The sequence below is a fragment of the Novosphingobium sp. BL-S-34 genome (assembly GCF_056857015.1).
In genome coordinates this window covers 233460-255703 of the sequence record NZ_JBXEPV010000003.1, presented here as the reverse complement: position 1 = coordinate 255703, position 22244 = coordinate 233460, and the positions used below count along the sequence as shown (strand labels likewise).

Below are 22244 nucleotides of genomic sequence, written 5' to 3'. Positions count from 1 at the left end.
TTCGTGACCGCCCGTCCATCATCGATTGGGCCAACATGACCCACGAAATTCCGGCATCGGCCGATTAGGTCAGGTCGTTCCGCTAGTAATGATAAAGGATCGCGGTCAGCAAAACCCGGACCTTCCCATGCGCCAATTAGCGGCGATCGCACCTCAGAAGAAAAGGCGATCGAATATCACGGCGGCGGCGCCGAGTGCGGCGAAAATGGTGGCGCACGACGCATTTCTCTCCGTCCTCGCGATCGCTCTTGACGAAGAGCGTTTCGATCTGGCCGCGCGACAGCTCGACCGCTCCTGGCTCCTGAAACCATCAAACAATGGTCGACGTTCATCGACAACGGACTTCACAGCCTTTCGTGAGCACCTGAAGTCGCTCGAACATCGCAACCAACGGCTGGACCTGAGACGCATCAGTGTTCATGCAGATCTTATCAAAGACGCGCACAATCACGGTGCACTTCCAAATTTCGAAAGCATCATGCAAGCAGATCTCGTCTGCTACATCAGAGGCCAGAGCCTCGGCGAATACTACGGCTGGTATCCGGAAACGCTTGTCTACGCTTCGGATCGATGGACTCCCTTTGCGGTGTTTGCCCGTTCCGAATCGGCTGAATACCTCGGCCTCCTCCTACCGGTTCTCGGCGCGAGCGACCTTGCCGCATTTCAGAACCTGATCACGCGAACCGACAGCAGTCAGCGCAACTCAAGCCTGTTCAATCGCGAAGGCTTGCCCATGCGATACGTTGCAAATTTGGAGCATCTCGGGACGAAACCCTAGGGGTAGCCCCGGAGGCCTCGTTGCACCTGTGCAGCCGTTCGAGCAACCCGCGAACGTCCACTTTTTGGGCGGTAGCGCTCCAAACCGGACCGAGCGCAAAGTAACATTCCCGGCCGTTCATCGTGGCTGGTCTCTCCGTGAACGAATGACCGCTTCGGAGATGCTCTTAGGAGGCGCTGAATGGCGGCTCTGTCGGCGGCTTCAGATGGGGGGCAGGGTAGGGCTTTGGCGGCTAGCCCCGAAGACCGGCAGGACCTCGCCGATGAGGATGCCCTCGAGCATAGCGTAATCGTAAGGAAGCAGCCATGACATCGGGATCCGTGCAATGTCGTTCCTGGAAAGCTGGGTATCACGGAAAAGCTCGCTGAACGCTGTCCAGACCGGCAGCTTCTCGTCCACGAGACTGCGTTCACCCATAAATCCGAACATGCCTGACCTGCCCGGTGCACACCAGAGCAATGCCGGATCTGATTACCGGCATACAATCCCTTTGGTCCGTTGCCTAATCCCGGGACCAGTCCATAGTGGCCCTCTTCAGTGAAGGGACAGGGGCTGGGAGGTGCGACCCGACTCAGCAAAGGCGCCGGCGTTAGAGACCCTCGGCCTGTCGCCGCCCCTATCTTTGCAGCAGTATCGCTTCCGGCAGACGCATGGCGGAACCAGGTCTTTGGCCTACCTTGCCCTGCAGACGAATTGCGCCATGAGGCTCTGATGCACAATTCGGCGCGATCGGCCGCTTCACCTTCCAGATCGTGGAGACCCGGTATCAGATCCTAACATTTTGCCTGCTGGCCGCAGGCCTGGAATGGTCGATCTCAACGAGGAACCCCACCCCGGCCATCTGCTACAATCCTTGAGGCTCACATGGCTATCTCTGCGGCAGACTGGATAGCTTTCAATTTTAGCGAAGCGCTTATTGAAAGGAGCCGGTGTGTACATATTTTAATGGGCCTTTGCGCAGAAGCATGTGACATACTTCCCGGGATTGTGGCGGCAGTCGATGTTCAACACGACGGAACCAACCAGCCGTACACAATCCATGCAGCAGCGCCCGTCGTTCCTGCATCGTCGTGGCCGGTGAATTGGGACCTGTCCGGGTGGCTGAGGCGAATGTCCAGGTCAACACGACTAAAGGTCTCGGCCCATGGCTCAAGCCATTGGTAACTCCCTCACGCCCGGGCTTCTTCGTAGAAACGCCTTCTTGCTTTGTCGGCGTTCATCCGTAAGCTTTAGTTGCGCCGATATTCGGCGTGAAGGTGAGCCAACCGCCTTTTCAGGAAAAATCGCTCGGTGCTTGCATCCGGGCCGCTGGCGCGAATGTCCAGGCCTTCGGGCTAAAGGCGCCGGTAATCGATTCCAAGTGGTTGGCCCGCTCGGCTTTGGCTGGGCGGTCTCCGTCCGGAGAGCTGCCCGTGATCCTGGGCAAAATGAGCGCGCCTGGAGTGCGCGTAATTCGTCAGGCTGCAGGCGGGGTACCGCCATGCGCCTGAAGATTGATGCCGTTCGTTCGGCAGAACGTGGTCTTGACGAAGGTGATCCCTTGCCCCCGGACGACCGTGTCCGAAGCAGCAAGGGCGATTGGCTGGACCGCCTGTACAGATCGCAGCGCGACAAGCTGGTACGCTTTGCGATGCGGCACATTCAGCCGGAGCATGCCTCCGATGTCGTGCAGCAGCTGTTCGCTCGCCTTGCCGTCAGGGGCAGGGGCAATCCGCTGGAGGTCGAGGCTCCGGACGCTTATCTGCGGCAGGCGACGATCAACCTGATCCGTAGCGAGGCACGGTATGGCCGCCGCCGCTGCGCCAACCTTCATGTCTGCGCCGACGACGTTCCGATCGCGGGAGGCGATCTTGTCGCGGCGACCGAGGCGCGCGACATGCTTGCGAGGTTGGAGGAGATCATGGCAGAGCTTGCGCCGCGAACCCGCGAAATCTTTCTGGCTCATCGCTTCGATGGCTATACTTACACGGAGATTGCCGCGCGGACAGGCCTCAGTGTCAAGACGGTCGAAAAGCATATGACCCGCGCGATCGGCCATTTGACGCGGCGTCTGGAACAATGACGAGAGACAGGAAGGTCGTGAGCAGCGAATGAGCCTCGAGCAGGATGCCGACAATTGGTTCGTCCGGATGCGCGGACCTGACGCTGCCGCCGCGCAGGCGCAGTTCGACGCATGGTATGCCGTGCCTGCGCATGCCGAAGCCTATGCGCAAAGGGCCAGATCTTTCGACACCATCATGTTCCTGGCCCGCACCGCAACCGTCAGGAACAGGGACCTCGAGGCGGCACAACCCTGGCTGCTGCGGACCTCGTTCAGGAGATACGCCGCAGCGGCGATCGGCGTGATGCTGGCAGGGGCACTGGTGCTGCTCGTAATGCAGCGCAGCTGGGGATCGGCCCAGGTGCTTTCGCGAATGGAAGTGGCTTCGCTGGACGATGCGCCCCGACGCGTTGCCCTTCCCGACGGGTCTGCGGTGATCCTCGACCGTGGATCCCGTATGCAGATCTCGTTCGATAAACGTGGGCGCCGGCTGCGCCTGCTGGCGGGAAGAGCGCGTTTTGCGGTTGCCCATGAGAGTGCGCGACCTTTCGTTGTCGAGGCCGGTGCGGGAAGAGTGATCGCTCATGGTACGCTGTTCGATGTCGAACTGATGCAGAATTCGGTGAGCGTGGCCCTGTTGCAGGGCGCGGTGGAAGTACGCGACGTTGGTGCGGGGCACGGCCGCAAGAGGCTTGAGCTGTCGGCGGGCGAGGGGACTGCGATCGCGGGTGGATCGGTCGGAAAGCCTTTTCGGATCGATGCCGGCCAAAGCAAATGGCCCGACGACATGCTCGTTCTCGACGGGGCGGAAATCCATGACGCTGTCGCGATCTTCAATCGGACCGCACCGAGACCTGTTCTCGTCGAGCTGAAGTCGGCTCGGGCGATGAAAGTCACCGGCGTGTTCCGACGATCGGATCCCGAAGGCTTCGCACGGCAACTGGCAGCAACCTTCGGGCTCGGCCTGGAAGAGCACGACGATGGCAGCCTGGCACTTGTTGACGGTCCGTCCTCACACAGATGAACCCTACTGCCCGGGGCCGCCGCGTCGCCAGCATGAGGTCTCGCGCAATGAAGTGTTGTCCCTTGTTCGAACTTGTCTAGAATCAGAGGATTATGAAGTCCGATCTTGATCACCTTCCCGAAGAAAAGCGTGCCGACCTGAAGCGGGTGGTCGAGATTATTTTCGCAGAGTTCGAGGATGTCCTCGCGCTCTCGATGCAGGGTTGGAAGAAGCAGGGACGGATCATGAAAGTGATCCTTTACGGCTCGCATGCACGCGGCGACTGGGTCGCGGATCCGGTCGGCGGCTATTTCTCGGACTACGACATCCTCGTCGTGGTCAACGACGAACGTCTGGCTGACGAGGCGGAGTATCGGGGCAAGGCCAAGGACCATCTCAACCGCGCGTACGACATTACCCATGTTATCTCGGCGCCCGTCGGACTGACGGTGCATTCCATGGCAGACGCGAATTTTCAGCTGGCGCGAGGGCGACCGTTCTTTCTCGATGTCGTGCGCGAAGGCGTGGTGCTCTACGAACTTGAAGCCCAGCAGTTCGCGCTGCCAAGGCCGCTGGATACTGGGTTGGCTCATGTCGAGGCGGAGAAGCATTTCAAAAAGTGGTTTGCAACTGCCAGCCGTCATTTGGCCGGTGCGAAATTCTATATCTCCCAAGGCTGGAGCAACGAAGCGTCATTCTTGCTTCACCAGTCGACCGAGAATTTTTACCACACTGTGCTTCTGGTGTTGAAGCTCTACAGCCCCAAATCCCATAACCTGAAATTCCTGCGGGGGCGCGCGGAAGACATTTCGCGCGATCTGATCCCGATCTGGCCTCGCGACACCAAATTCGCAAACCGCTGCTGGGAGTTGCTGTATCAGGCCTACGTGAAGGGCCGCTACTCCCCGCACTATGTCATTCGAGATATCGAACTCGAATGGCTGGTCGAGCGGATCGAACTACTCGAGACGGAAGTGCAGGCAATTTGCGAAAGTCACCTGAGTAAGTCGGGCGGCAAGTAGCAGGCCCTCATAAGGCAGGTGCCCGAACGGACAGGCTCGCTGTCGCGACGGTGAATAACGCGGATTTGTGCCCTGTTTGGCAGTCAGGAAAAATATTTGCGCACAGCGTAGGGTGTTTTCCAATCGCCGTCGATCCGCCGCTGAAGGGTTCTGCTGAGAGCAGGCCTCGGGGATGGAGGTTCACAAGTGCGTTACCAACTACTGGCGTGCTGCAGCATGGCTGCGGCCGCGACGATGATCTGTGCGCCTGCTTCGGCCAAGGCCGATACGAGAATTGAAGTGCACCTGCCGGCCCAGCCGCTTTCCGCGTCGCTACGGGATATCGGGCGTATCTTCGGGCGCAATGTGGTCGCGGATGACGCGGTGGTCCGGGATCGGATGGCATCGCCTGTCGATGGCAAGCTGACGTTCGAGGAAGCAGTCGCCGCCTCGCTGTCCGGCACCGGATTGAAATTCAGCCCTTCCGGTGGTGGGGTCGTCGTCGGCAAGCTGGCGGAGGGTGATGGGGATGAGGGCGGCATCGTCGTGACCGGCTCGCGCATTCGAGGGGCACCGGTCGCCTCGACCCGGCTCACCTATGACCGCGAAGAGATGCGCAACGCGGGACAAGCGAGTGCGGCCGATGTCATCCGCGCAATCCCGCAGAACTTCTCTGGGGGACAGAATCCGGGCGTCGGGGCCAATGTCACAGGCGGCAAGAGCGTCGATATGGGAGGCGGCTCGTCGATCAACTTGCGCGGGCTGGGTAGCGACGCCACACTCACGCTGCTCGACGGCCGCCGCCTTAGTTTCGACGCGGCTATTCAGAGCGTCGACGTTTCCGCCATTCCCTTCGGTGCGATCGAGCGGATCGATGTCGTTCCCGACGGCTCCTCGGCCCTGTTCGGCTCCGATGCCGTAGCGGGCGTCGCCAATATCGTACTGCGCCGCAAATTTGACGGACTTGAGACGACGGAACGGATCGGCAGCTCGACCGACGGCGGGTATTTCCAGCAGCAGTACGGCGCGACAATTGGTAAGGTGTGGTCATCCGGCAGTGCTGTGGTTTCTGCCGAATATGGAAGCAATTCCGGTATCTGGTCGAGCCAGCGCTCCTATCTCGAGGAGCGCACGCCGGGCGTCGAGGTCTACCCCTCCATGCGCCATCACAACGCTGCGGTTACCTTACGGCAGGAGCTGGTGCCTGGCCTGACACTCGATCTCGATGGCATCTACAACAAGCGTCGGCGTGAACAGACACTGCCGCTCAATGCCGCCGGCGATCTTTCGGTAAGCCGGTACGATTCGTTCCAGCGAACCGAATCCTGGGCGGTCGCACCATCGCTAACCCTCGAGCTGCCCGCCGAGTGGCAGGTTTCTCTGGCCGGCAGCTATGGCTGGAACAAGGTCTATTACAGCGTTGACACCACGTACGGCACGGTTGCGACGAATGCCGGCTACGGCTTCTACCGCAACGAGACCGCAAACGTGGAACTGAGCGGCAACGGCAAGCTTATCGACCTGCCGGCCGGTGCGGCCAAGATCGCCGTCGGCGCCGGATTTCGCCGCGACATGTTCAATCGGCAGACCTACCGGGGCCTTACGGAATTTGTCGATCGGATGAGGGACAGCCTCTACGCCTTCGGCGAGCTCAGCGTGCCGGTGATCTCACCGGACCAGGGATCGCCGCTCGGCAAGAGCCTCGATCTGAGCATGGCTGCGCGGTACGAACACTATTCGAATGTGGGGTCGGTGACGACGCCCAAGCTCGGGCTCATCTACGCGCCGGTTTCCGATGTCACGCTCAAGGCAAGCTGGGGGAAGTCGTTCCGCGCGCCGACTTTCTACGAACAGTACATGCCGATGCCTGGCTATCTCTACAACGCGACTACGTTCGGCGGCACGACGGGTACTGTCATCTACGTCGTCGGCGGCAATCCGGAGTTGAAGCCTGAGCGATCGACCAACTGGTCAGCGACGATGGCATTCCATCCGGCGGCGCTCCCAGGCGCCGAACTCGAGATCAGCTATTTCAACATCCGCTACCGGGACCGCATCGTCACGCCGATGGCCTATCCTCGCCAAGCACTGACCAATTCGGCCTACGCGGACTACGTCACTCTCGATCCCGACGCAGCCACCCAGAATTCGGTCATCGATCGGATGGTGTCGTTCACCAATCTGACGACCACCGCCTACGATCCCGGCACCGTGGTCGCGATCATCGACAACTCGAACATCAACGCCGGGCGCCAGAACATCTACGGCATCGACGTGCTTGGCCGTTACAGCTTCGACCTTGCAAACGGACGTCTGAGCGCCGCGCTTAACGGCAGCTATCTCCACAGCGAGCAGCAACTGCAATCGGGGCAGGCATTCACGCAGCTTGCCGGTACACTGTTCAATCCGCCTCATTTCCGCGGTCGGGGAGAACTCGGCTGGGGCAAGGGCGGCGTGACCCTCACCGCCGCAATGAACTACATCGGTTCGATCGAGGACAAGCGCACGGCGGTCCCGGTGAAAGTCGGCAGCATGATGCCGGTCGATTTCACGGTGCGGTACCGTACCGGTGAGGAAGGCGGCCCGCTTGGCGGCATCGATGTGATTTTCTCGCTGCAGAACGCCTTCAACGACAAGCCGGATACGATCGCCACGACGGCGTTCACTGACACGGCCTACGACAGTACCAACTACACGCCGTTCGGCCGCGTCGTCAGCCTTTCGGTGACTAAGAAATGGTAAGGACGATAGCCAGCCTGCTCGCGATTGTGGCCGCAAGCATAGGAGCGGAAACTGCCCTCGCTGTCTGTGACGACGTGGTGCCAAAGCAGGGAATTGTGGCGGCGCAGGAGCGCCGCGATATATCGCCTGCGGATTTGGTGCGACTTCGGGATATCGGATTTCCAGAGGTCGTATCCAGCAAGGTCAGTCCTTCCGCGCTTTCACCGGACGGACGCAGCATTGCCTTCGTGGTCACACGCGCAGAGCCTACCGACAATACGATCTGTAGCGCGCTTGTAGTCGTGCCGCTGGATGGCGACATCGCCGGGGGAAACGTACGGCCGCGTGTCCTGGATATCGGCGGCGCTCTTCCCTTCTCGAGAGGCGTCTATCGCGGTCTTTTCATCAAATCCGGTGTTCCCGCGCTGATAACACCGGTCTGGTCGCCCGACGGCAAGAGCATCGCTTATCGCAAGACGGTCAGCGGCATAGTGCAGGTCACCCAAGTCAACGTGGACGGCAGCGGAGCTGCCGCCGTCACACGTTCCGAGACGGATATCGAAGATTTCTCCTGGTCGCCCGACGGGTCGCAATTCACTTACCTCGCTAGGCCAGGAGAGCTCGAGTCTAGGCGCAGGACGGAAGCGGCTGGTCGCTCCGGATGGCTCTATGACTCGAGCGTTCTCCCCAACGAGTCCCTGGACCCGCGTCCCTGGGCAAAGGACATTCCTCTCAACGCGTTCACCGTCGATCTGTCGACGGGAGCAGCGCGGGCGGCAACCGAGGATGAGCGCCTGCGCGTCATCCCGGCGCCTCCGACCGGGACGTCCTACGAAATGGAAGCGCGTGCTGGTAATGGAGCAACAGCGTGGACGCAGCGATTGGGGGGCGGCCCGGAAAGTGAGCAGAGGCTTTGGGCCACGCTGCCGGGCAGGGAGAAGCAGGCTTGCGCGCACGCCGAATGTTCGGGACGGATCGTTCAGACCTGGTGGGATAGTGCCGGCACCTCTGTCGTGTTCCTCCGCCGACAGGGATGGAACAGGGAGGTCTGGGCGCTCTACCGCTGGTCGCCGGGGACGAATGGGCTGGCTCTGATTACCAAGACCCGAGATGCGCTGACAGGGTGCTTGCCGGCGGACAAGGAGCTGATCTGCGGCCGGGAAAACGCCATCATGCCGAGACGGGTAGTCGCAATCGATCTTCGCTCGGGCAAGAGCCGTATGGTGTTCGATCCCAATCCGGAATTCGCCCAATTTCGGTTGGGAAAGGTCCAGAGACTGCGCTGGATCAACGAACGCGGTCTTTCGGCCTGGGGAGACCTCGTGCTTCCGCCGGGATACGATGGAAAGTCGCGTCTGCCTCTGGTCATCACGCAGTACCATAGTAAGGGCTTCTTGCGGGGCGGGACGGGCGACGACTATCCGGTCTTTCCGCTCGCCGCCAAAGGCTTCGCTGTCCTGAGCTTCGAGCGTCCACCGACCGTTTCATCGATCACTCCGGGCGTGACCGATTGGGACGAAGCCCTCAGGGTGCAGTTCAAGGATTGGGCCGAACGGCGGAGCATTTTCTCTTCGCTCGATCGCGGTATCGACAAGGCCGTCGCGACGGGCTTCGTCGATCCTGGCCGCATTGGCATAACCGGGCTCAGCGACGGTGCCTCGACGATCGAGTTCGCGCTCGTCAATTCCCGGCGCTTTGCGGCGGCAGCCATGAGCACCTGCTGCGACGACATGCTCAGCTCCATGGTGCTCGGCGGCTTCGCGTGGGGCGAGCACAATATCAAGATCGGGCTGCCGCCTTCGGTCGATAACGATCGCGACTATTGGCGTCCGGTCTCGCTTTCGGTGAACGCGCGCAAGATCGACACCCCCATCCTCATGCAGCTCGCCGATCGCGAAACCCTCCTTGCTCTGCCTGCGTTCGGGGCGCTCCGGGAAGCTGGCAAGCCGGCCGAGATGTTCGTCTATCCCGACGAGTACCATGACAAGTGGCAGCCGGCGCATCGACTGGCGGTCTATCAGCGCGGCATCGACTGGTTTTTGTATTGGCTTCGGGGGACACGCGATCCTGATCCGGCGAAGCAGGACCAATATGCCCGGTGGGATGGGCTTCGCACGCTGCGAGACAAGGCGCGCGCTGTCAATTCTCCATGATTCCCCGTGCCCAGGTTTCTGCGTCCAGCAGATACAGAATCCTGCCGTAGGTCGTTCCCGTGAGGCGCTCTGTGTCCCTGAGCGCCCTGGCGAGCGCGGTCGTGTCGATCACGCCCGCGCTCGCCAGAATGCCGTCCAGGAGATAATCGGTGATGGCGGCTCTGTTTCGCTCGAGCAGTGAAAACAGGAAGCTTTCGGGATTACCCTTGCTCCGGCGCCAGGCGATTTCCGGCGGCAGGAGAGTTTCGAATGCCGTCCTTGCCGCGGCGCGATTGTTGCCGCGCCCAAACCAGTGCCAGCTGGGAATTGCTAGGCACAGCTCGATCAGGGGCTGGTTAACCAAGGGAGCGATACAGTTCTGCTTCGTGCCATGCGGACCATCCTCCACATAGCCTTGCGCCGCGATGAGGATCGCGATGTGCGCACCGCGTCCGGGCAGTGCGAACTCTGGGGGTGCCAACCATGGGTGAACCGCGCCTTTGTCGGCGAGGGTCTGCGCATCCCGCGCGAGAAGGCGGCTGTCACCTTGCAGCTTGTATGGTCGTACGCCTTGCCATGCGCGCCGCCGCGCTTTCCAGCTTACCCGCCATCTCGCCGCGCCGGCGAGCTGGGCGATGTCGTCGCGCACTTGCCGAAAATGATGGATGCCATCGGGATCGATGAGGCAGTCGGCAGCGAATGCGGCGGAGCGCAGCGAGCAGAACACATTGTCGCCGCCGCCGCCATCGACGACGCCATCGCAGCCCAATTCTCCTGCGACCTGAGATGCCATCTCGAAAACCAGCTGCTGGTAACCTCTGGCTACGGGCCGGGGCGTGCGAACGGCGCCGATGCGCGCAAAATCGTATTCCGCGACCGCCATCCTCCGCTCTTCGAGCGGACGCTTGACGTGCTGCGCGACCCGGCGTGCAAACTCCCTCTCGTCGCCTGCATGGTCCCGGGTCGCCAGATTGAGGCACGAGAAGGTGCGGTCATCGGCGGCCAGGCTTGCCGCAAGGATCGAGGAATCGAGCCCACCGGACAGCATCAGCAGTGGGTTAGAAAGGTCAGAGGTTCTGGCCGCGACCGAGGCTATGCATTGCTGGCGTAGCCGGCGAACCGCATCATCTGCATTGTCGATGGATTTCCCGGCCGCGACGGAAGACCAGGGCGACCACACGTTCTCAAGGCGCATCCCGGCCGGCTCGACGAGCAGCCGCGATCCGCCCCGGAGCTCCTCGATCCCGGAGAGCGAAGTCGTCACAAGGCGCATGTCGCCAAGGGCCAACTGTCGCGTGATCTCTTCGAAATCGAGGATAAACGGGGTGCCGCTCGCAGACCGGAGGAGGTCGATATCCGACGCGGCAATGGTCCCGGGACCCTTGCGCTGAAACAGGCAAGGCAGACGGCCAAAGGGGGCTCGTACCAGCGACGCGCCATTCGGGGTGCGCAGGATACCGACATAGGCGCCCCAGAATGCCTCGAATAACCGGGTTCCAGCGGATTTAAGGATCGCCCGGCGGGTGTCGTCGGATAGCGCTGTCAGGCGCTGATGGTTGCCGGACTGATAAACCGGTCCGATGACGAGGCCATCGTCATCTAAATGAAGGTTCGCGGCTGGATCGTTGCACGCGACGACCACCTCCGGCGTTTCGAATGCGGCTGTGAGCTCGTTCTGACGTGCTGCAGCAAGCAACTGCGCGCGGTCGGCTTCGGGAAGGCAGATCCCGGCGATAAACCGATCATGCTTCATACGACGAGGATCGGCGTGAACACATCCGTCCTTTCTCTATGTTCGTTGATCAGGGTCCCGCCCACCTGCACCCAGGCATGGGCAGCGAACGGTGTGAGCCGTACTCCGAGGATCAGCAGCGGGTTGATCCCCAGCGATAGCAGCCGATGCGCAATTGCAAGCGACCAGGGCAGGCATCGACCATGCGTATCGATGATCCCGGAGGCCGCCGCGAAGGACCCGGCGACGCGAATGAGGTCCCGCTCCCGAACAGTGGGAGCAGCAGGCATCGCGTGCGGCCTTCGGATAGACGCCTTTCGATTGACCAGATGCTGGATCGTTGCCGCAAGTCCGCGTAGTCTGAGCTCGGTCCGGCTTCTCAGAATCCAGCCGACAGCGGCGAGGCCATCCAGCGCAGCCAAGCTCCTTGGCTCGCCGCAGAGTTCGCCGGTGACCTCAGGCATGATGCACGGCGTAATGTCGTTCGCCCTTGCGTCGGCGATCAGCAGGTTACCGGATTGCAGCCCGCTCGAAGCCGATCCGCCTGGTGATCGCCCCTCGATGAGGTCGCGGAAATCAGCCTCGATTTGCGGTGAAAGGCAGAAATACCGATCCGAAGATAGATCGAGGAAGACGAGCCTGTCCCCGGCAATGCAGAAGGACAGGCCGCCGCGCAGTGCATAGGCCATGGCGATATTCCGACAATGGAGGACCGACAAAAGGGATGCGCGACCCTATCGCGCATCCCCCTTGCTCAGTCGTCGGAGAGGCCGGCGACATCCTGGCCGATGCCCACGTCGGGGTTCTGCCCGCCGAGGCCCTGGGTTTCGACGCTGGCAGTGCCCAGCTCGATCACGTCATCATTCCGTTCCATGACAGTCTCCTCGTTAATCACCGCGACATTGCGGCAACGAGGATTTTATGACGTCGATGCGGCCATTTGAATTTTATATTGAACATATAGCGCGAATGTTATTTCGGTTATCTGCTGTTCTGAAAGATTTCGATTATTAATTTGGGAACGATCGTCAATCTCGCCCTGTGATACTCTTGTACGAGCATTTTAGTCGATCTTGGGCTTTGCTCTAGCGAAACAGCAATAGTCCGAATCTCGTCGACGGCGTTCTCGATGACAGCCGATTCGATCTGGCGGATGTAGGCAAGTCTGGCGTTGGCCGAAGCAACCTGCATGACGATCTCGGCGCTGCGGGAACGCGCGGCGATGAACGAGAAGAGGTCGGCGGCGTCCATCGGTTCGGTTTGGTTATCGGTGAGGATGTGTATTCCCCGGCTCATGCGCAGGGCCGTACGCACGAGTTCGTCGTTCCAGCGGTAGAGATCGCGCAGACCGATCTCGTTGACGGCAGGCACATGAAACCCGTCGCTCGAGCGGGTCTCGACAAGACGCTCTCCTGCGAGGCGATGCAGGGCATCGCGGATCGGCGTTGCGCTGCTGGCATATTCCTGGGTTAGCCTCGCGGGCTCTAGCCGCGCACCTGGCGTGAATGTGCCGTTGGCGAGCGCCCGCTTCAGCCTGTCGTAGACCCGTTCCGCAGTGGTGCCCGCGTTCATGGAAACAGGCTCCGGCTGACCGGGGTGGCAGTGCTCGCTAAACAGGGGATGTCTTCGATATCGAAGTCTGCGCCCCTGCAGGGATCGAGGCTTTTCAACGGCACTCTTGCGGAATGGGGCGTAAGGTTATGGTCGATTGCGGTGACCGCCTTTGCCGGGACCGCGCCGCGCACCGCGCAGTATCCGATTTCGCTTAATTCCGCCGAAATCCGGCTCGCCTTGCGCGGGAAAGGCTCAGTGAACATGGGCGGCCTCCCCACGCGGTGCCAGCGCCGGGGCAGGCGCGCAGATGCCCCCGCGTTCGAGCAGGGTTGGCGTATCCTCGTCGATCTCGATGAGCATGGCGCCCAAGGTATTTCCGTCCACCACTTTGGGCACGCCAAGCGGGCGGCATCCCCAGCCGAATGTCAGGATCTGGCGCAGCCACGGTAGGTCGGCCACGCCTGTGTAACGCTCGATGCCGTTGGCGAGCGCGAAGGCGACGAGCGCATGGACGAGCTCGTTCCTGGCCTCGCGTCTTTCGGCCGCCGACGATTTGCGCTCCAGGCAGAACCGGGTGATTTCCATAGTGGTCGGGCCGCACGGAACCGCCTCGTCGCATAGCGTGGGGAAGAGTGTGTCGAGGATATGCGGCTGCGTCGTCGGTAAGAGGCGCGCCGATGCGCGGTGGGCGCCGTCCTTGTCGGACAGCACGATGTACATGGCCGCCTCGTTGTCGAACTGGTCGAGCTCGAACCGGCCGGCAAGGGCCGGCAGGTCCCAGCGCAGAAGATCGATAAAGACGCGCTTGCGCGCCTCGAACATGTTTCGAAGAACAGAATGCTCGCTTACAGCGGGGGCGTTGGACAGGCAGTGGATCATTGCGAACCTCCTTTGTAAAGGTTCGCAAATGTCCCTCGGAGATAGCCCTCGGGCTATTCACGGTTCCGTGTATAGGAGCCTGCCGGCACTTCAGGGAAACTGATCACTCCGTTCCGACATGCGAGGAAAGCCAGCAATGGTCTGTTCAGCGCTCCCAGCTTTTTGCAGGCGTCGTTGACATGGCGCCGGACTGTCGCTTCGCTGATCCCGAGGATTTGCCCGGTGTCCCAATCGCTCTTGCCGGCCATCATCCAGATCAGGCACTCGCGCTGGCGTTTGGTGAGCAGCGCAGACCCGATACATTCCATGGCTTCGGCGAGGCCGACCAGCCGGCGCGCTGCCGCAAAGACCTCCGGCGCGACGAGCCTGGCGAGAATGAGGCCGTCCTCGTCGAGCGGCCGGCCGGGTGCCGTAACGAAAGTACACGATCCGAGGAATTCCCCAGGGACGTTCGAGGGTATCGTGAATCCGTCGTGCAGTCCGTGCTGCCTGGCCAATTCGAGCAAGTGCTCGTCGTAGGCGCTGTATTCCACGAGTTCGTGCGCTTCCCGCCAAAGGAAAGGGTTCTGGGTTCTTCCGGATGCGCGGTGCACGAAATCCCGGCCGACAAAACCGTTTCGGTCGTAGAAGTCGATCCAGGGTTCTGGGTAATTGAGCAGGCGGAACGCTTGCGGCTTGCCTGTGCCCCAATCGATGTGGTGGCCTATCGCATAGTAGTTGCAACCGACCGCCTGGGTGATCTGGTTGAGGGCAAGATCAAGCTCGGCGAGATCTTTGGTTGCCCGAACAAGGTCCCTGAATTTTTGATATGCAGTTTTGACGCCCATACGCTGACACGGCTCTTCGCGGCGTCTCAAGCCGCCAGGACGCGTCGAGCCGTCCTTTCCGCTTGCGGGCGAAATCGCTTCGGGCCCTCATTCCCTCGTCGATCCGCGTTTCTACGTAGCACGCATACTACCCATGGATCGCGACGCTGTGATGTGATCTTTGTCACACAGTCGTCACACATCGTCCGGTCGCCGGATCTCGCATGACCGATGGAAAAACGGCGATAGACTGGCGCAATTCGGCCAATTACCGGGAGCTTGCACGCCTCGACCGCGCAGCCCTGATGTGGGAATGGCTGCGCCGCAGTGCCGGTTATGCAGAATGGTATGCTCAGGCGAGCGAAGCGACGCGAGGGGGATGGGACGGGGAGGCAGCCCTAAAATGGGGACTGCACTTTCGCCGAGAACCCCGCAGTCGACGCCTGCGGGGCAAATCTCATCTGGAGCTCTGAGTTCGATCCCGGGGCGCTCGAAGTCGACGCATGTGCGGCAGGCCCTGACGATCCGGACGCCGTCGATCCGGCCTGGTTCGGCCCTTGGCTAAAACTTGTCGAAGGGCCAGGCGGGCATGAGCACGCCGTGCTTGCCGATGGGCGCCGGCGAATTCGCCTCGATGTTCTGGCCGGATCGGTGAGGAGAGGGCCGGTCGTGCTTCACTACCGTCTGGCAGGGACGCAATCCGCACAGCCCAGAATGCTGCCGCTTCGCCGGCTACTGGCGTTCTGCAGTCACAAGCGCTTCATCGCTTCGCTCTTTCCGCCGGATCCGAGGATGGTACGCTGGGTCGAGGCGCTTAGAGTGCACGATGCACTTATGGGCGGCGTCAGTATAACAACTATCACGGAAGAACTGTTCGGTGCCGAATTCCTCGATCTCGATACCAGACGAGGTTCGACTTCCCTGAAATCCAGGACCCGCCGCCTGATCCGCGAAGCCCGGTCGATGGCGGCGGGCGGATATCGTTCGCTTATGCGCAAGGGACATTCCTGAGCCTGGGCAATTCAAAGGCTGCCATTTCAGCCCGCCTTGATGCCCAGCTTGCGCCTGTTTCCGAAGCAGTTGCAGAGGCCTTCGTTTTTTCAGTCACGGCGGTCCCATTTTCGGCAGTGTCTGTTCCCTTGACTGACCTCTTCCGCCCGCCAGTGCTACCGAGCCCGATCTGGAATGCCACTTCCGAGCGCTCTACGGCATACTCGGGAGAGACCATCGGATACTCGGTCGGCAGTTTCCAGCGTGTACGGTTTTCCTCTGGTGAAAGATTGTGCTGGGTTCGGGACGCATCCACGCTGCCTATGCAATCCCAGCTCCTGCGCAGCTTCTTGCAGAACCTAGCAACACGAGCCCAGCTGCCGGATAGGGACGTTTCCGTCTGCTACGAGCTCGGTTCGACCCCGAGCAGGCACTTCACCTATCTAGTAGTTGACATCAAACGCTTGGTACCCGCCCGAGAAACGGCAGAAAACGCCCGCTTTCTGACGTTCGATAACGTGTTCTCCGATGGCAGCCGGGGGCCGGTAGGCGACTGTCACCTCATCACTGGGACACGGGCAATAGCTGCCTGTCCGTTGTGCCGCGCGTTGATGTTGGCAGGATGAAAAACCTGCCGGTCGGCAGTCGCCCCAGGGCGGACATCACGCCATGGTCAGAAATCGCAAAGGCGGCACCAGGAATACGACCAAGCGAACAATGTGAGAGCCGCCGCTGGAACATAAAATAGAAGCATGAGCAGCTTTGTAGACGTTCGGAACCGGATCATGATGAAGCCGGTGCAACCAAAGACCAACGACAGCGCCAGCACCGGAAAAAGCCAGACGTTTAGCGAGTTCACGTTGCTGCTTGTGCGGCTCCAAGCCGCAAGGAACGGATATGAGAACAAGAAGGGGCCAGCAAACAGGATCGCGGTGCCGATGACCGGAACATAGTGAGTGCGGCTGATGTTCATGTAAGCAGGATGCTTTATAGTCGGTATTCTAGCAACGGCAGCTTCCCACCCATCGCAGTCGTGGCGGCCGTCGTTTCGGGCGACCTAAAACCGGTCCGGCTGCTATGCGCTGTGGCTCATGCCGTTGACCGCCTGGAGCGGCTATCGAGGGTGGATTTCAGACATCACGAATGATCACGAGTAAAGTCGTCGTTCCACCACCGGGGAGAAAATTTCATCTTCTTGCCTTGCGGTGTCATCCAAGCTGAAAAGCACTGTTGGACTTCCATGCTCGGCATTTCTCCATCAATGAACAGTTGCGACTTCGTCGGTCTCACGACTACGCGAAGCTCTCGAAATCCGCATTCGCGAGCTACCTCTGTAGCCTTTGTTACGCTTTCAAATGGCCCTTCGGCGATTGGCTGTTGCGGCGAGGTAGCCTCGGCAATCGTAGTTGCCATCAAAAGAGATAAGGCCATGACGCCTTTAAGCATAAGGTCACCTATTGAGCCGACGTTTCAATAGGTATCCGGACCTGCATACGGCGGCAATGGGGGCGTTTCGAGAACGGCAGCTTTTCTCGGGTCAGATGGGCGTCTCCAACCTGAACGAATGACCGTTTCCGAACAAATGGAACGACGCCCTGTCCGGCGGCAATGGGCGCTAAGCGGCTGTTGGAAGATGCCAGCCCAAACTTCCGCTTCCGACCCCTTCCGGTCATTCGGCTTGACTCCAGCGAGGTCAGGGGCGGGCGCCGCCATCAGCTTCGAAACCGATTGACCGCGCGTTTCCACGCCCGCTCATCCGGCATTGGCAGGCGCACGGTCGGCTCTTCGCGGCAGGTCTCGAATTTCCCCGGCGCCAGCTTCCGGAAATTCATTCGCCAACATTCGCTGCAGTAGAACCGGCCCTGCGCCTTGGTGAAGTTGGGATTCCATCCTTTGCGCTCGAAGAGATACCATAGCGCATGGGGATCGAAGACGGCCGACCGGCCGCACGCGCACGTCACCTTGTTCGGGTAATGCCAGGCGGCGGCTTCGAACAGCCGCGTCGGTATCCTCAGTCCGTCAACGTAGCGCACTGCATCAGCCGCGCGCCGACTGCTTCGTCAGCACGGCGGCGCAGGCAAGGGCGCCGGTCATGTAAGGGCCGTCGTCTTGCTCGCCTGACCGTATCTGCCGCAGGAACTCCCGATTATCGAGGCCGCGTCTCAAGTGCCGTTGCCACCGCATGGCGGATTTCCTTTATCTGTTCCATCTTTTGCTTCTCCGGGGTGCTTTGCACACATCGACTCATGGTGGGAACATATAGAGAACATGATAGGCTCGCGCTATCGATTCGACAGCGAGGATTGCCATGGAACAGCCACCCGGCACACCGACACTCGACGACTTGCGCCGCGAAGTCGGCAGGATAGCCGGCAGAGGCGGCTCATTTCAGGATATCACCAAGGGCCCCGATTTTCGGGCTTTCGTTCCCGCAGCGCCCGACGCGCGTCTTCGCCCGACCGGGCGCACGAATGCGCCTGCCGAGCGCGGGGCGTTTGGCCGCTGGCTGCTCATGCAGACCGGCCGAGGCGGACTGGTCGGCGAACTGGCGAAGTGCGCAGTGGCGGATCGCGGGTTTCCGAAGGACGGCGATCCCGAGGCGGTACGGCAGCGGCTTAGCGTCGGTCAGGCAGAGGGTGACATGTTCGAGGCGGTCGATGAAGCCGAACTCGACTGGCTGAGCTATTGAGGTCCGGCCGTTTTTTGATCCAGCGCGGAGCTATCCCGCATTGCATCTGGTCTCGCGGCCGAGGATCAACCGCTGATGCTGAAACAGGCCGAGATGATCATAGTAGCGTTGCTGATGGCGGTGGCATTTGTGGCGCAGGTGGTGGGCTGGTTCGCCTGAACTAAGGCTCGCTTGTGCGATCAATGATCAGCGGCCCGTCATAGATGCGACAGAGCGCGAAGGCTTCGTCAGGATCGCCGTTGGTCCAATGGTCCCAGTGCTCCTGGGCAAGGATGGTCGGCATCCGATCGTGGACGTCAGCCATCTGCTCGCACCCGTTGACCATGACCATCGAGTAGCAGTCGCCCCACTCAGCGGTCGGCCGCCAGACGCCCGCGACCGCGAAGACTTCCTGATCGGGGAGGGAGTACCAGGTGCGCGTCATGGCGCCCTTGGCGCCCTCGGCTTCCGCCCACGCGATGACGGGGATCAAGCACCGCCGCTTGCGGAAGCTGTCCACCCAGAAGCCGGTGTGCAGCTTGTCCTCGCGCGTGTTGTTGACGGGCTTGGGCTTGAGCGGCGCGCCGGTTTTCTTGCTCTTGAGGACGAGGGGGAAGCCCCAGTTCATCGAGCGGACCATGCCGTCTGCGACCACGAGGCCGGGATAGCCGGGGAAGATCTCGGCCGCGAAGTTCGGCGCAGCGTTCGACGTCGCTCGGAACAGCCCTGCGACGGCGGCGGCGGGCGCTGTCATCCGATAAAGATTGCACATGCGGGGATCCTGCGCCTCGCTTGTCGCGCGATCAATCCGATGGGAGAGGGGGCGTCATCTCGATCAACTAACAATATTGCGTGACCGCGACACGACGCGGCACCCCGTCAGCGCGCGCTTAATCCTCCGCCTTCCCCGCCCACTTTTAGTCTCGGTTTCGATGCACATTTGCGGTGCCGGGAAAATGGCTCGGTTCTTAGGTTGAATAGCGATGACGGACCGTATCGCCGGCTGGGCCCCCTGATTATGCCGCCATTGGTGATTTACGCGTCGCAATTTCCGCACGTGTCGCTCATGCAACCCTCTGTCCTGTCGATTAAGGGTCATGTCGCGGGTGGCGGCGGCATGCAAGAGGCGCGCCTTGTTCTATATGTGATCCATTCTCTTTGGGTAAAAGGGATCCACCTTCAGCGCCTATCGCATGCCATCTTGAGGGCGCCTGCCTGGGCGCGTGTCGGCGTGACCATGCGTGACGAGCGGATGCGACCAAAAGCCGCTGCAGAACTTGCGCTAAAGATCATCGAGCGGCTTGCCGACTATTCGCCATTCCGGACCCGATCAGTGGATGCTCTTCCCCTGTGCGTCTCCGTTTTCGGTCCGGGCGGCGAATGGAAGATATTTGCGATACCCTTTGGGATTGCCGATCGGGCGGCGCGCGCGGAAACCGATGCCTGTAAGTCCAGACCTTTGCGACGCGGCGTCCAAATTTTCTCCGGACCTATAGGGTCTCGAGCGCCCGATTGCATTGTCATCATCCGCGAAGAGTCGAGGGACGCCCGCTCAATCCAGTGCTCTTTCCTACCGCTTGAATGGCGATACCGGGAGGTCCTTCTGGTGACGTCTCAGCGCAAGGGGAGATGGATCCTTCCAGAGTGCCAGATAGAGCCGGGCGAAACAGCGTCGCAGCATGCCGCAACCGAGACCTTCGAGGAACCCGGCGTCCTCGAGACCGCGTCGAGCCAGCCGATTGCGACTTCTGCCCTGATGTATCCAAGCCGCGCCAAGGTCTATGCCTTGATAGTGAAGGAGGAGTGGGACAGCTGGTCGGAAATGAACGTGCGCGAGCGGGCGTGGCTTTCCCTGTACGAAGCGCACACTTTCTTCGAGACAAAGGCCTCCAACAGGCTCTGAAGGCATTCGCGGGGCAGCGCAACTGGGCGAAGGTTCAGCAAGACAGGGGCTCCTTGCGCCTTCGGTGTAACGCTATTTTCCGACAACAGACCGGGGCGCCTCACGCCAGCGGCGTGACCGCGCTCTACGCCAACGCGCTGAAGGGCTGATCGCCCTCGTTTCCGCGCGCAGGGCACCGAGCCCCTCGCAAGCTTGAGGGTCTCGGCCTGTCGGTTTCCATCGCTGGCGCGCAAGGGGGAAGGGGCGGTCGGCGGGGCATACCCCGCCTCGATGTAGACGCGCGCAGGCTACGCCCGCGCGCGGCATCAGTTGTGAGCCTCTCCCGATCAAAGTCGGGGTGCGGGCTCGACAACCGTCTGGGCCCGCCATCGGCCCCTGCAAGCCGCTCCTTCGTCGCGGCTCCTCCACATCCGTTCCGGCCCTTCGGGTGCATGCGCCGCTTGATGCGGGCCCTGTCGGTCGTCCGGGCCGCCCACCCCCCGCCTTTTCGGGGGAGGCCCATGATGGGTTTTTCGGGCAGTGCAGGAGGTGAGACATGCGCAGCAATCGCAAGGTCCCGCAATGCGCGAGGCCGCAATCGGATCAGGACCGAAACGCCAATGCATCAGTCAGGGCGTCGCTCTACGACGAGGTCACGGCCCGGATCATTGCCGAACTGGAAGCAGGCCGGGTGCCATGGGTGCAGCCGTGGAGCAATGAAGTCGCGGGAGGAATTTCTCCCGTCGCGGGACTTCCCGTCAATGCGCTGACCCGGCGTGCCTATTCCGGAATTAATGTGCTTATTCTTTGGGGATCGGTGATCGCGGGCGGCTGGGCCTCTCAAGGTTGGCTGACCTTCAAGCAGGCGCTGGCCGCTGGTGGCAATGTCCGCAAAGGCGAGCATGGGACGCAAGTGGTCTATGCCGACCGCTTCACGCCCGAGGCGGAAAAGGAACGGGCGAGGGAAAGCGGCACCGATGCCCGTTCGATTGCCTTCTTGAAGCGCTTCACGGTTTTCAATGTCGCGCAGTGCGAAGGCCTGCCGGACGATTTTCTTGGTTCGCCGATGGCACTCCCCGAGCGCGAAATCGTGCCGGTGGCAGAAGCCGTCATTGCCGCAAGCGGAATCGAATTTCGCATCGGAGGCAGGAAAGCGTTCTATTCGCCCGGTCAGGACTTCATCCAAGTGCCGCCGCAGCAGGCGTTCCACGATCAGGTGAACTTCTATCGGACGGCGCTGCACGAACTGACCCACGGAGTCGGCCATAGTTCCCGTCTCAATCGTAATCTGACAGGTGCCTTTGGTTCCAAGGACTACGCCCGTGAGGAAATGGTCGCTGAGATGGGTTCGGCTTTCCTGTGCGCTTCGCTCGGGATCGTACCGACGGTTCGCCATGCAGACTATATTGGGGCGTGGCTCGAGGTGCTGCGTGAGGACAACCGCGCCATCTTCCGCGCGGCCAGTATGGCGAGCAAGGCGGCGGAATGGCTCCTTACCCGCTACGAGGCATCGCTTCCCGATAGGGCGCGGATTCCCTTTGGCGAGGAAATGGACAGCGCCGACTTGCCTGCGAATGGGGGGAGGGCCGAGGCATGACCACCCTTATTCGCGGCGCGGCGCGCGCCATGCTCAGTGCCAACTTCGAGCATTGTATAGCCAATCCGAAGTTCGATCCGGTACCGCTGGTGCGCCTGTTCAATCCGATGGGCCGGGCGGTCTGGCTGATTACCGAACTCTATGCCGACAACGACACCCTTTATGGACTGGCCGACCTTGGCCTTGGCAGTCCGGAATTGGGCATCTGCTCGCTTCGCGAAGTCGAGGCGATCCGCTTGCCCATGGGGCTCACCATCGAGCGCGATACCGGCTTCTCCACCCGGCACCGCTTGTCGGTCTGGGCCGAGGCAGCGCGCCTTGTGGGATCGATCCCGGATGCCGCTCTGTTGCTGGACCGCCTCATGCGTGAGGACCCGTCGGCCATCAGGCTTTCGCCCCGCTGAGGGGGAAGACGCTGGCGGGCGTCTCCCGCCGATCTAAGCCGGTCCGCCCGACCATT

Annotated in this window: 25 protein-coding genes; 12 read left to right on the top strand and 13 right to left on the bottom strand. The window is 61.2% G+C overall.

What is annotated here, in order from left to right:
* Window positions 1-25: 25 nt before the first annotated feature.
* The gene (locus tag AC1VV3_RS24005; RefSeq protein ID WP_482963546.1) at window positions 26-778 is read left to right on the top strand and encodes a hypothetical protein; all 753 of its coding nucleotides are present in this window, start codon (window positions 26-28) and stop codon (window positions 776-778) included.
* A 201-nt stretch (window positions 779-979) separates the two neighbouring features.
* Here AC1VV3_RS24005 and AC1VV3_RS24000 read toward each other — a convergent pair whose 3' ends face one another.
* The gene (locus tag AC1VV3_RS24000; protein WP_482963545.1) at window positions 980-1207 is read right to left on the bottom strand and encodes a DUF7079 family protein; all 228 of its coding nucleotides are present in this window, start codon (window positions 1205-1207) and stop codon (window positions 980-982) included.
* A gap of 1051 nt (window positions 1208-2258) precedes the next feature.
* Between AC1VV3_RS24000 and AC1VV3_RS23995 the strand changes: the two genes are divergently transcribed.
* The 5 genes from AC1VV3_RS23995 (at window position 2259) to AC1VV3_RS23975 (ending at window position 9697) form a co-directional block, all read left to right on the top strand.
* Complete coding sequence (locus tag AC1VV3_RS23995; protein WP_465128694.1) at window positions 2259-2840, top strand: RNA polymerase sigma factor; 582 nt, start codon at window positions 2259-2261, stop codon at window positions 2838-2840.
* A gap of 28 nt (window positions 2841-2868) precedes the next feature.
* Window positions 2869-3843 carry a FecR family protein gene (locus AC1VV3_RS23990; RefSeq protein WP_482963544.1) on the top strand — a complete coding sequence of 325 codons (975 nt, stop codon included), beginning with the start codon at window positions 2869-2871 and terminating at the stop codon, window positions 3841-3843.
* A gap of 92 nt (window positions 3844-3935) precedes the next feature.
* Window positions 3936-4844, top strand: a complete 909-nt coding sequence (locus tag AC1VV3_RS23985) for a HEPN domain-containing protein (RefSeq protein WP_482963543.1) — start codon at window positions 3936-3938, stop codon at window positions 4842-4844.
* Between the two features lie 216 nt (window positions 4845-5060).
* Window positions 5061-7565, top strand: coding sequence for a TonB-dependent receptor domain-containing protein (locus tag AC1VV3_RS23980; protein WP_465128697.1), 2505 nt, complete (start codon window positions 5061-5063; stop codon window positions 7563-7565).
* On the top strand, window positions 7559-9697 hold the full coding sequence (locus AC1VV3_RS23975) for an Atxe2 family lasso peptide isopeptidase (RefSeq protein ID WP_482963542.1): 2139 nt from the start codon (window positions 7559-7561) through the stop codon (window positions 9695-9697). Before AC1VV3_RS23980 ends, AC1VV3_RS23975 begins: the two co-directional genes overlap by 7 nt.
* Here the strand turns inward: AC1VV3_RS23975 and AC1VV3_RS23970 are convergent.
* The 7 genes from AC1VV3_RS23970 to AC1VV3_RS23940 form a co-directional block, all read right to left on the bottom strand.
* The gene (locus AC1VV3_RS23970; protein WP_482963541.1) at window positions 9684-11429 is read right to left on the bottom strand and encodes an asparagine synthase-related protein; all 1746 of its coding nucleotides are present in this window, start codon (window positions 11427-11429) and stop codon (window positions 9684-9686) included. The two genes, AC1VV3_RS23975 and AC1VV3_RS23970, sit on opposite strands and share 14 nt — an antisense overlap.
* Entirely contained in the window at window positions 11426-12097 is a 672-nt protein-coding gene (locus AC1VV3_RS23965; protein WP_482963540.1) for a lasso peptide biosynthesis B2 protein, read from the bottom strand. Before AC1VV3_RS23965 ends, AC1VV3_RS23970 begins: the two co-directional genes overlap by 4 nt.
* A gap of 65 nt (window positions 12098-12162) precedes the next feature.
* On the bottom strand, window positions 12163-12282 hold the full coding sequence (locus AC1VV3_RS23960) for a benenodin family lasso peptide (RefSeq protein WP_465128701.1): 120 nt from the start codon (window positions 12280-12282) through the stop codon (window positions 12163-12165).
* A 107-nt stretch (window positions 12283-12389) separates the two neighbouring features.
* On the bottom strand, window positions 12390-12980 hold the full coding sequence (locus AC1VV3_RS23955; protein WP_482963539.1) for a GntR family transcriptional regulator: 591 nt from the start codon (window positions 12978-12980) through the stop codon (window positions 12390-12392).
* A complete protein-coding gene (locus AC1VV3_RS23950; RefSeq protein ID WP_482963538.1) occupies window positions 12977-13225 on the bottom strand; it encodes a hypothetical protein in 249 nt (82 codons plus the stop codon). Before AC1VV3_RS23950 ends, AC1VV3_RS23955 begins: the two co-directional genes overlap by 4 nt.
* Window positions 13215-13841: an acyl-homoserine-lactone synthase gene (locus tag AC1VV3_RS23945; RefSeq protein WP_482963537.1), complete on the bottom strand. Its 627-nt coding sequence runs from the start codon at window positions 13839-13841 to the stop codon at window positions 13215-13217. The genes AC1VV3_RS23950 and AC1VV3_RS23945 overlap by 11 nt, the downstream gene beginning before the upstream one ends.
* 53 nt (window positions 13842-13894) lie before the next feature.
* On the bottom strand, window positions 13895-14668 hold the full coding sequence (locus tag AC1VV3_RS23940) for an autoinducer binding domain-containing protein (RefSeq protein WP_482963536.1): 774 nt from the start codon (window positions 14666-14668) through the stop codon (window positions 13895-13897).
* Between the two features lie 203 nt (window positions 14669-14871).
* On the opposite strand from AC1VV3_RS23940, the gene AC1VV3_RS23935 reads away from it, so the two are divergent.
* Both AC1VV3_RS23935 and AC1VV3_RS23930 read left to right on the top strand, forming a co-directional pair.
* A complete protein-coding gene (locus AC1VV3_RS23935) occupies window positions 14872-15120 on the top strand; it encodes a transcriptional regulator domain-containing protein (protein ID WP_482963535.1) in 249 nt (82 codons plus the stop codon).
* A gap of 196 nt (window positions 15121-15316) precedes the next feature.
* Complete coding sequence (locus AC1VV3_RS23930; RefSeq protein WP_482963534.1) at window positions 15317-15658, top strand: DNA -binding domain-containing protein; 342 nt, start codon at window positions 15317-15319, stop codon at window positions 15656-15658.
* On the opposite strand, the gene AC1VV3_RS23925 is transcribed toward AC1VV3_RS23930, so the two are convergent.
* The 4 genes from AC1VV3_RS23925 to AC1VV3_RS23910 all read right to left on the bottom strand — a co-directional run bounded on the left by AC1VV3_RS23925 (window position 15636) and on the right by AC1VV3_RS23910 (window position 17670).
* Complete coding sequence (locus tag AC1VV3_RS23925) at window positions 15636-15953, bottom strand: MucR family transcriptional regulator (RefSeq protein ID WP_482963533.1); 318 nt, start codon at window positions 15951-15953, stop codon at window positions 15636-15638. The two genes, AC1VV3_RS23930 and AC1VV3_RS23925, sit on opposite strands and share 23 nt — an antisense overlap.
* A 357-nt stretch (window positions 15954-16310) precedes the next feature.
* The gene (locus tag AC1VV3_RS23920; RefSeq protein ID WP_482963532.1) at window positions 16311-16610 is read right to left on the bottom strand and encodes a hypothetical protein; all 300 of its coding nucleotides are present in this window, start codon (window positions 16608-16610) and stop codon (window positions 16311-16313) included.
* 164 nt (window positions 16611-16774) lie between these two features.
* Window positions 16775-17083: a hypothetical protein gene (locus tag AC1VV3_RS23915; protein ID WP_482963531.1), complete on the bottom strand. Its 309-nt coding sequence runs from the start codon at window positions 17081-17083 to the stop codon at window positions 16775-16777.
* A 266-nt stretch (window positions 17084-17349) separates the two neighbouring features.
* Window positions 17350-17670, bottom strand: coding sequence for a hypothetical protein (locus tag AC1VV3_RS23910; protein WP_482963530.1), 321 nt, complete (start codon window positions 17668-17670; stop codon window positions 17350-17352).
* A 275-nt stretch (window positions 17671-17945) separates the two neighbouring features.
* Here AC1VV3_RS23910 and AC1VV3_RS23905 point away from each other — a divergent pair, with 275 nt between their 5' ends.
* Window positions 17946-18326 (top strand): hypothetical protein, encoded by a 381-nt coding sequence (locus tag AC1VV3_RS23905; RefSeq protein WP_482963529.1) that lies wholly within the window; start codon window positions 17946-17948, stop codon window positions 18324-18326.
* A gap of 160 nt (window positions 18327-18486) precedes the next feature.
* On the opposite strand, the gene AC1VV3_RS23900 is transcribed toward AC1VV3_RS23905, so the two are convergent.
* On the bottom strand, window positions 18487-19077 hold the full coding sequence (locus tag AC1VV3_RS23900; RefSeq protein ID WP_482963528.1) for an SOS response-associated peptidase: 591 nt from the start codon (window positions 19075-19077) through the stop codon (window positions 18487-18489).
* Window positions 19078-19323: 246 nt separating this feature from the next.
* Here AC1VV3_RS23900 and AC1VV3_RS23895 point away from each other — a divergent pair, with 246 nt between their 5' ends.
* From AC1VV3_RS23895 to AC1VV3_RS23885, 3 genes are all read left to right on the top strand, one after another.
* Window positions 19324-20208 carry a DUF6771 family protein gene (locus tag AC1VV3_RS23895; protein WP_482963527.1) on the top strand — a complete coding sequence of 295 codons (885 nt, stop codon included), beginning with the start codon at window positions 19324-19326 and terminating at the stop codon, window positions 20206-20208.
* Window positions 20209-20743: 535 nt separating this feature from the next.
* The gene (locus tag AC1VV3_RS23890) at window positions 20744-21784 is read left to right on the top strand and encodes an ArdC family protein (protein WP_482963526.1); all 1041 of its coding nucleotides are present in this window, start codon (window positions 20744-20746) and stop codon (window positions 21782-21784) included.
* Complete coding sequence (locus AC1VV3_RS23885; RefSeq protein WP_482963525.1) at window positions 21781-22188, top strand: DUF2958 domain-containing protein; 408 nt, start codon at window positions 21781-21783, stop codon at window positions 22186-22188. The genes AC1VV3_RS23890 and AC1VV3_RS23885 overlap by 4 nt, the downstream gene beginning before the upstream one ends.
* The last annotated feature ends 56 nt before the right edge of the window (window positions 22189-22244 follow it).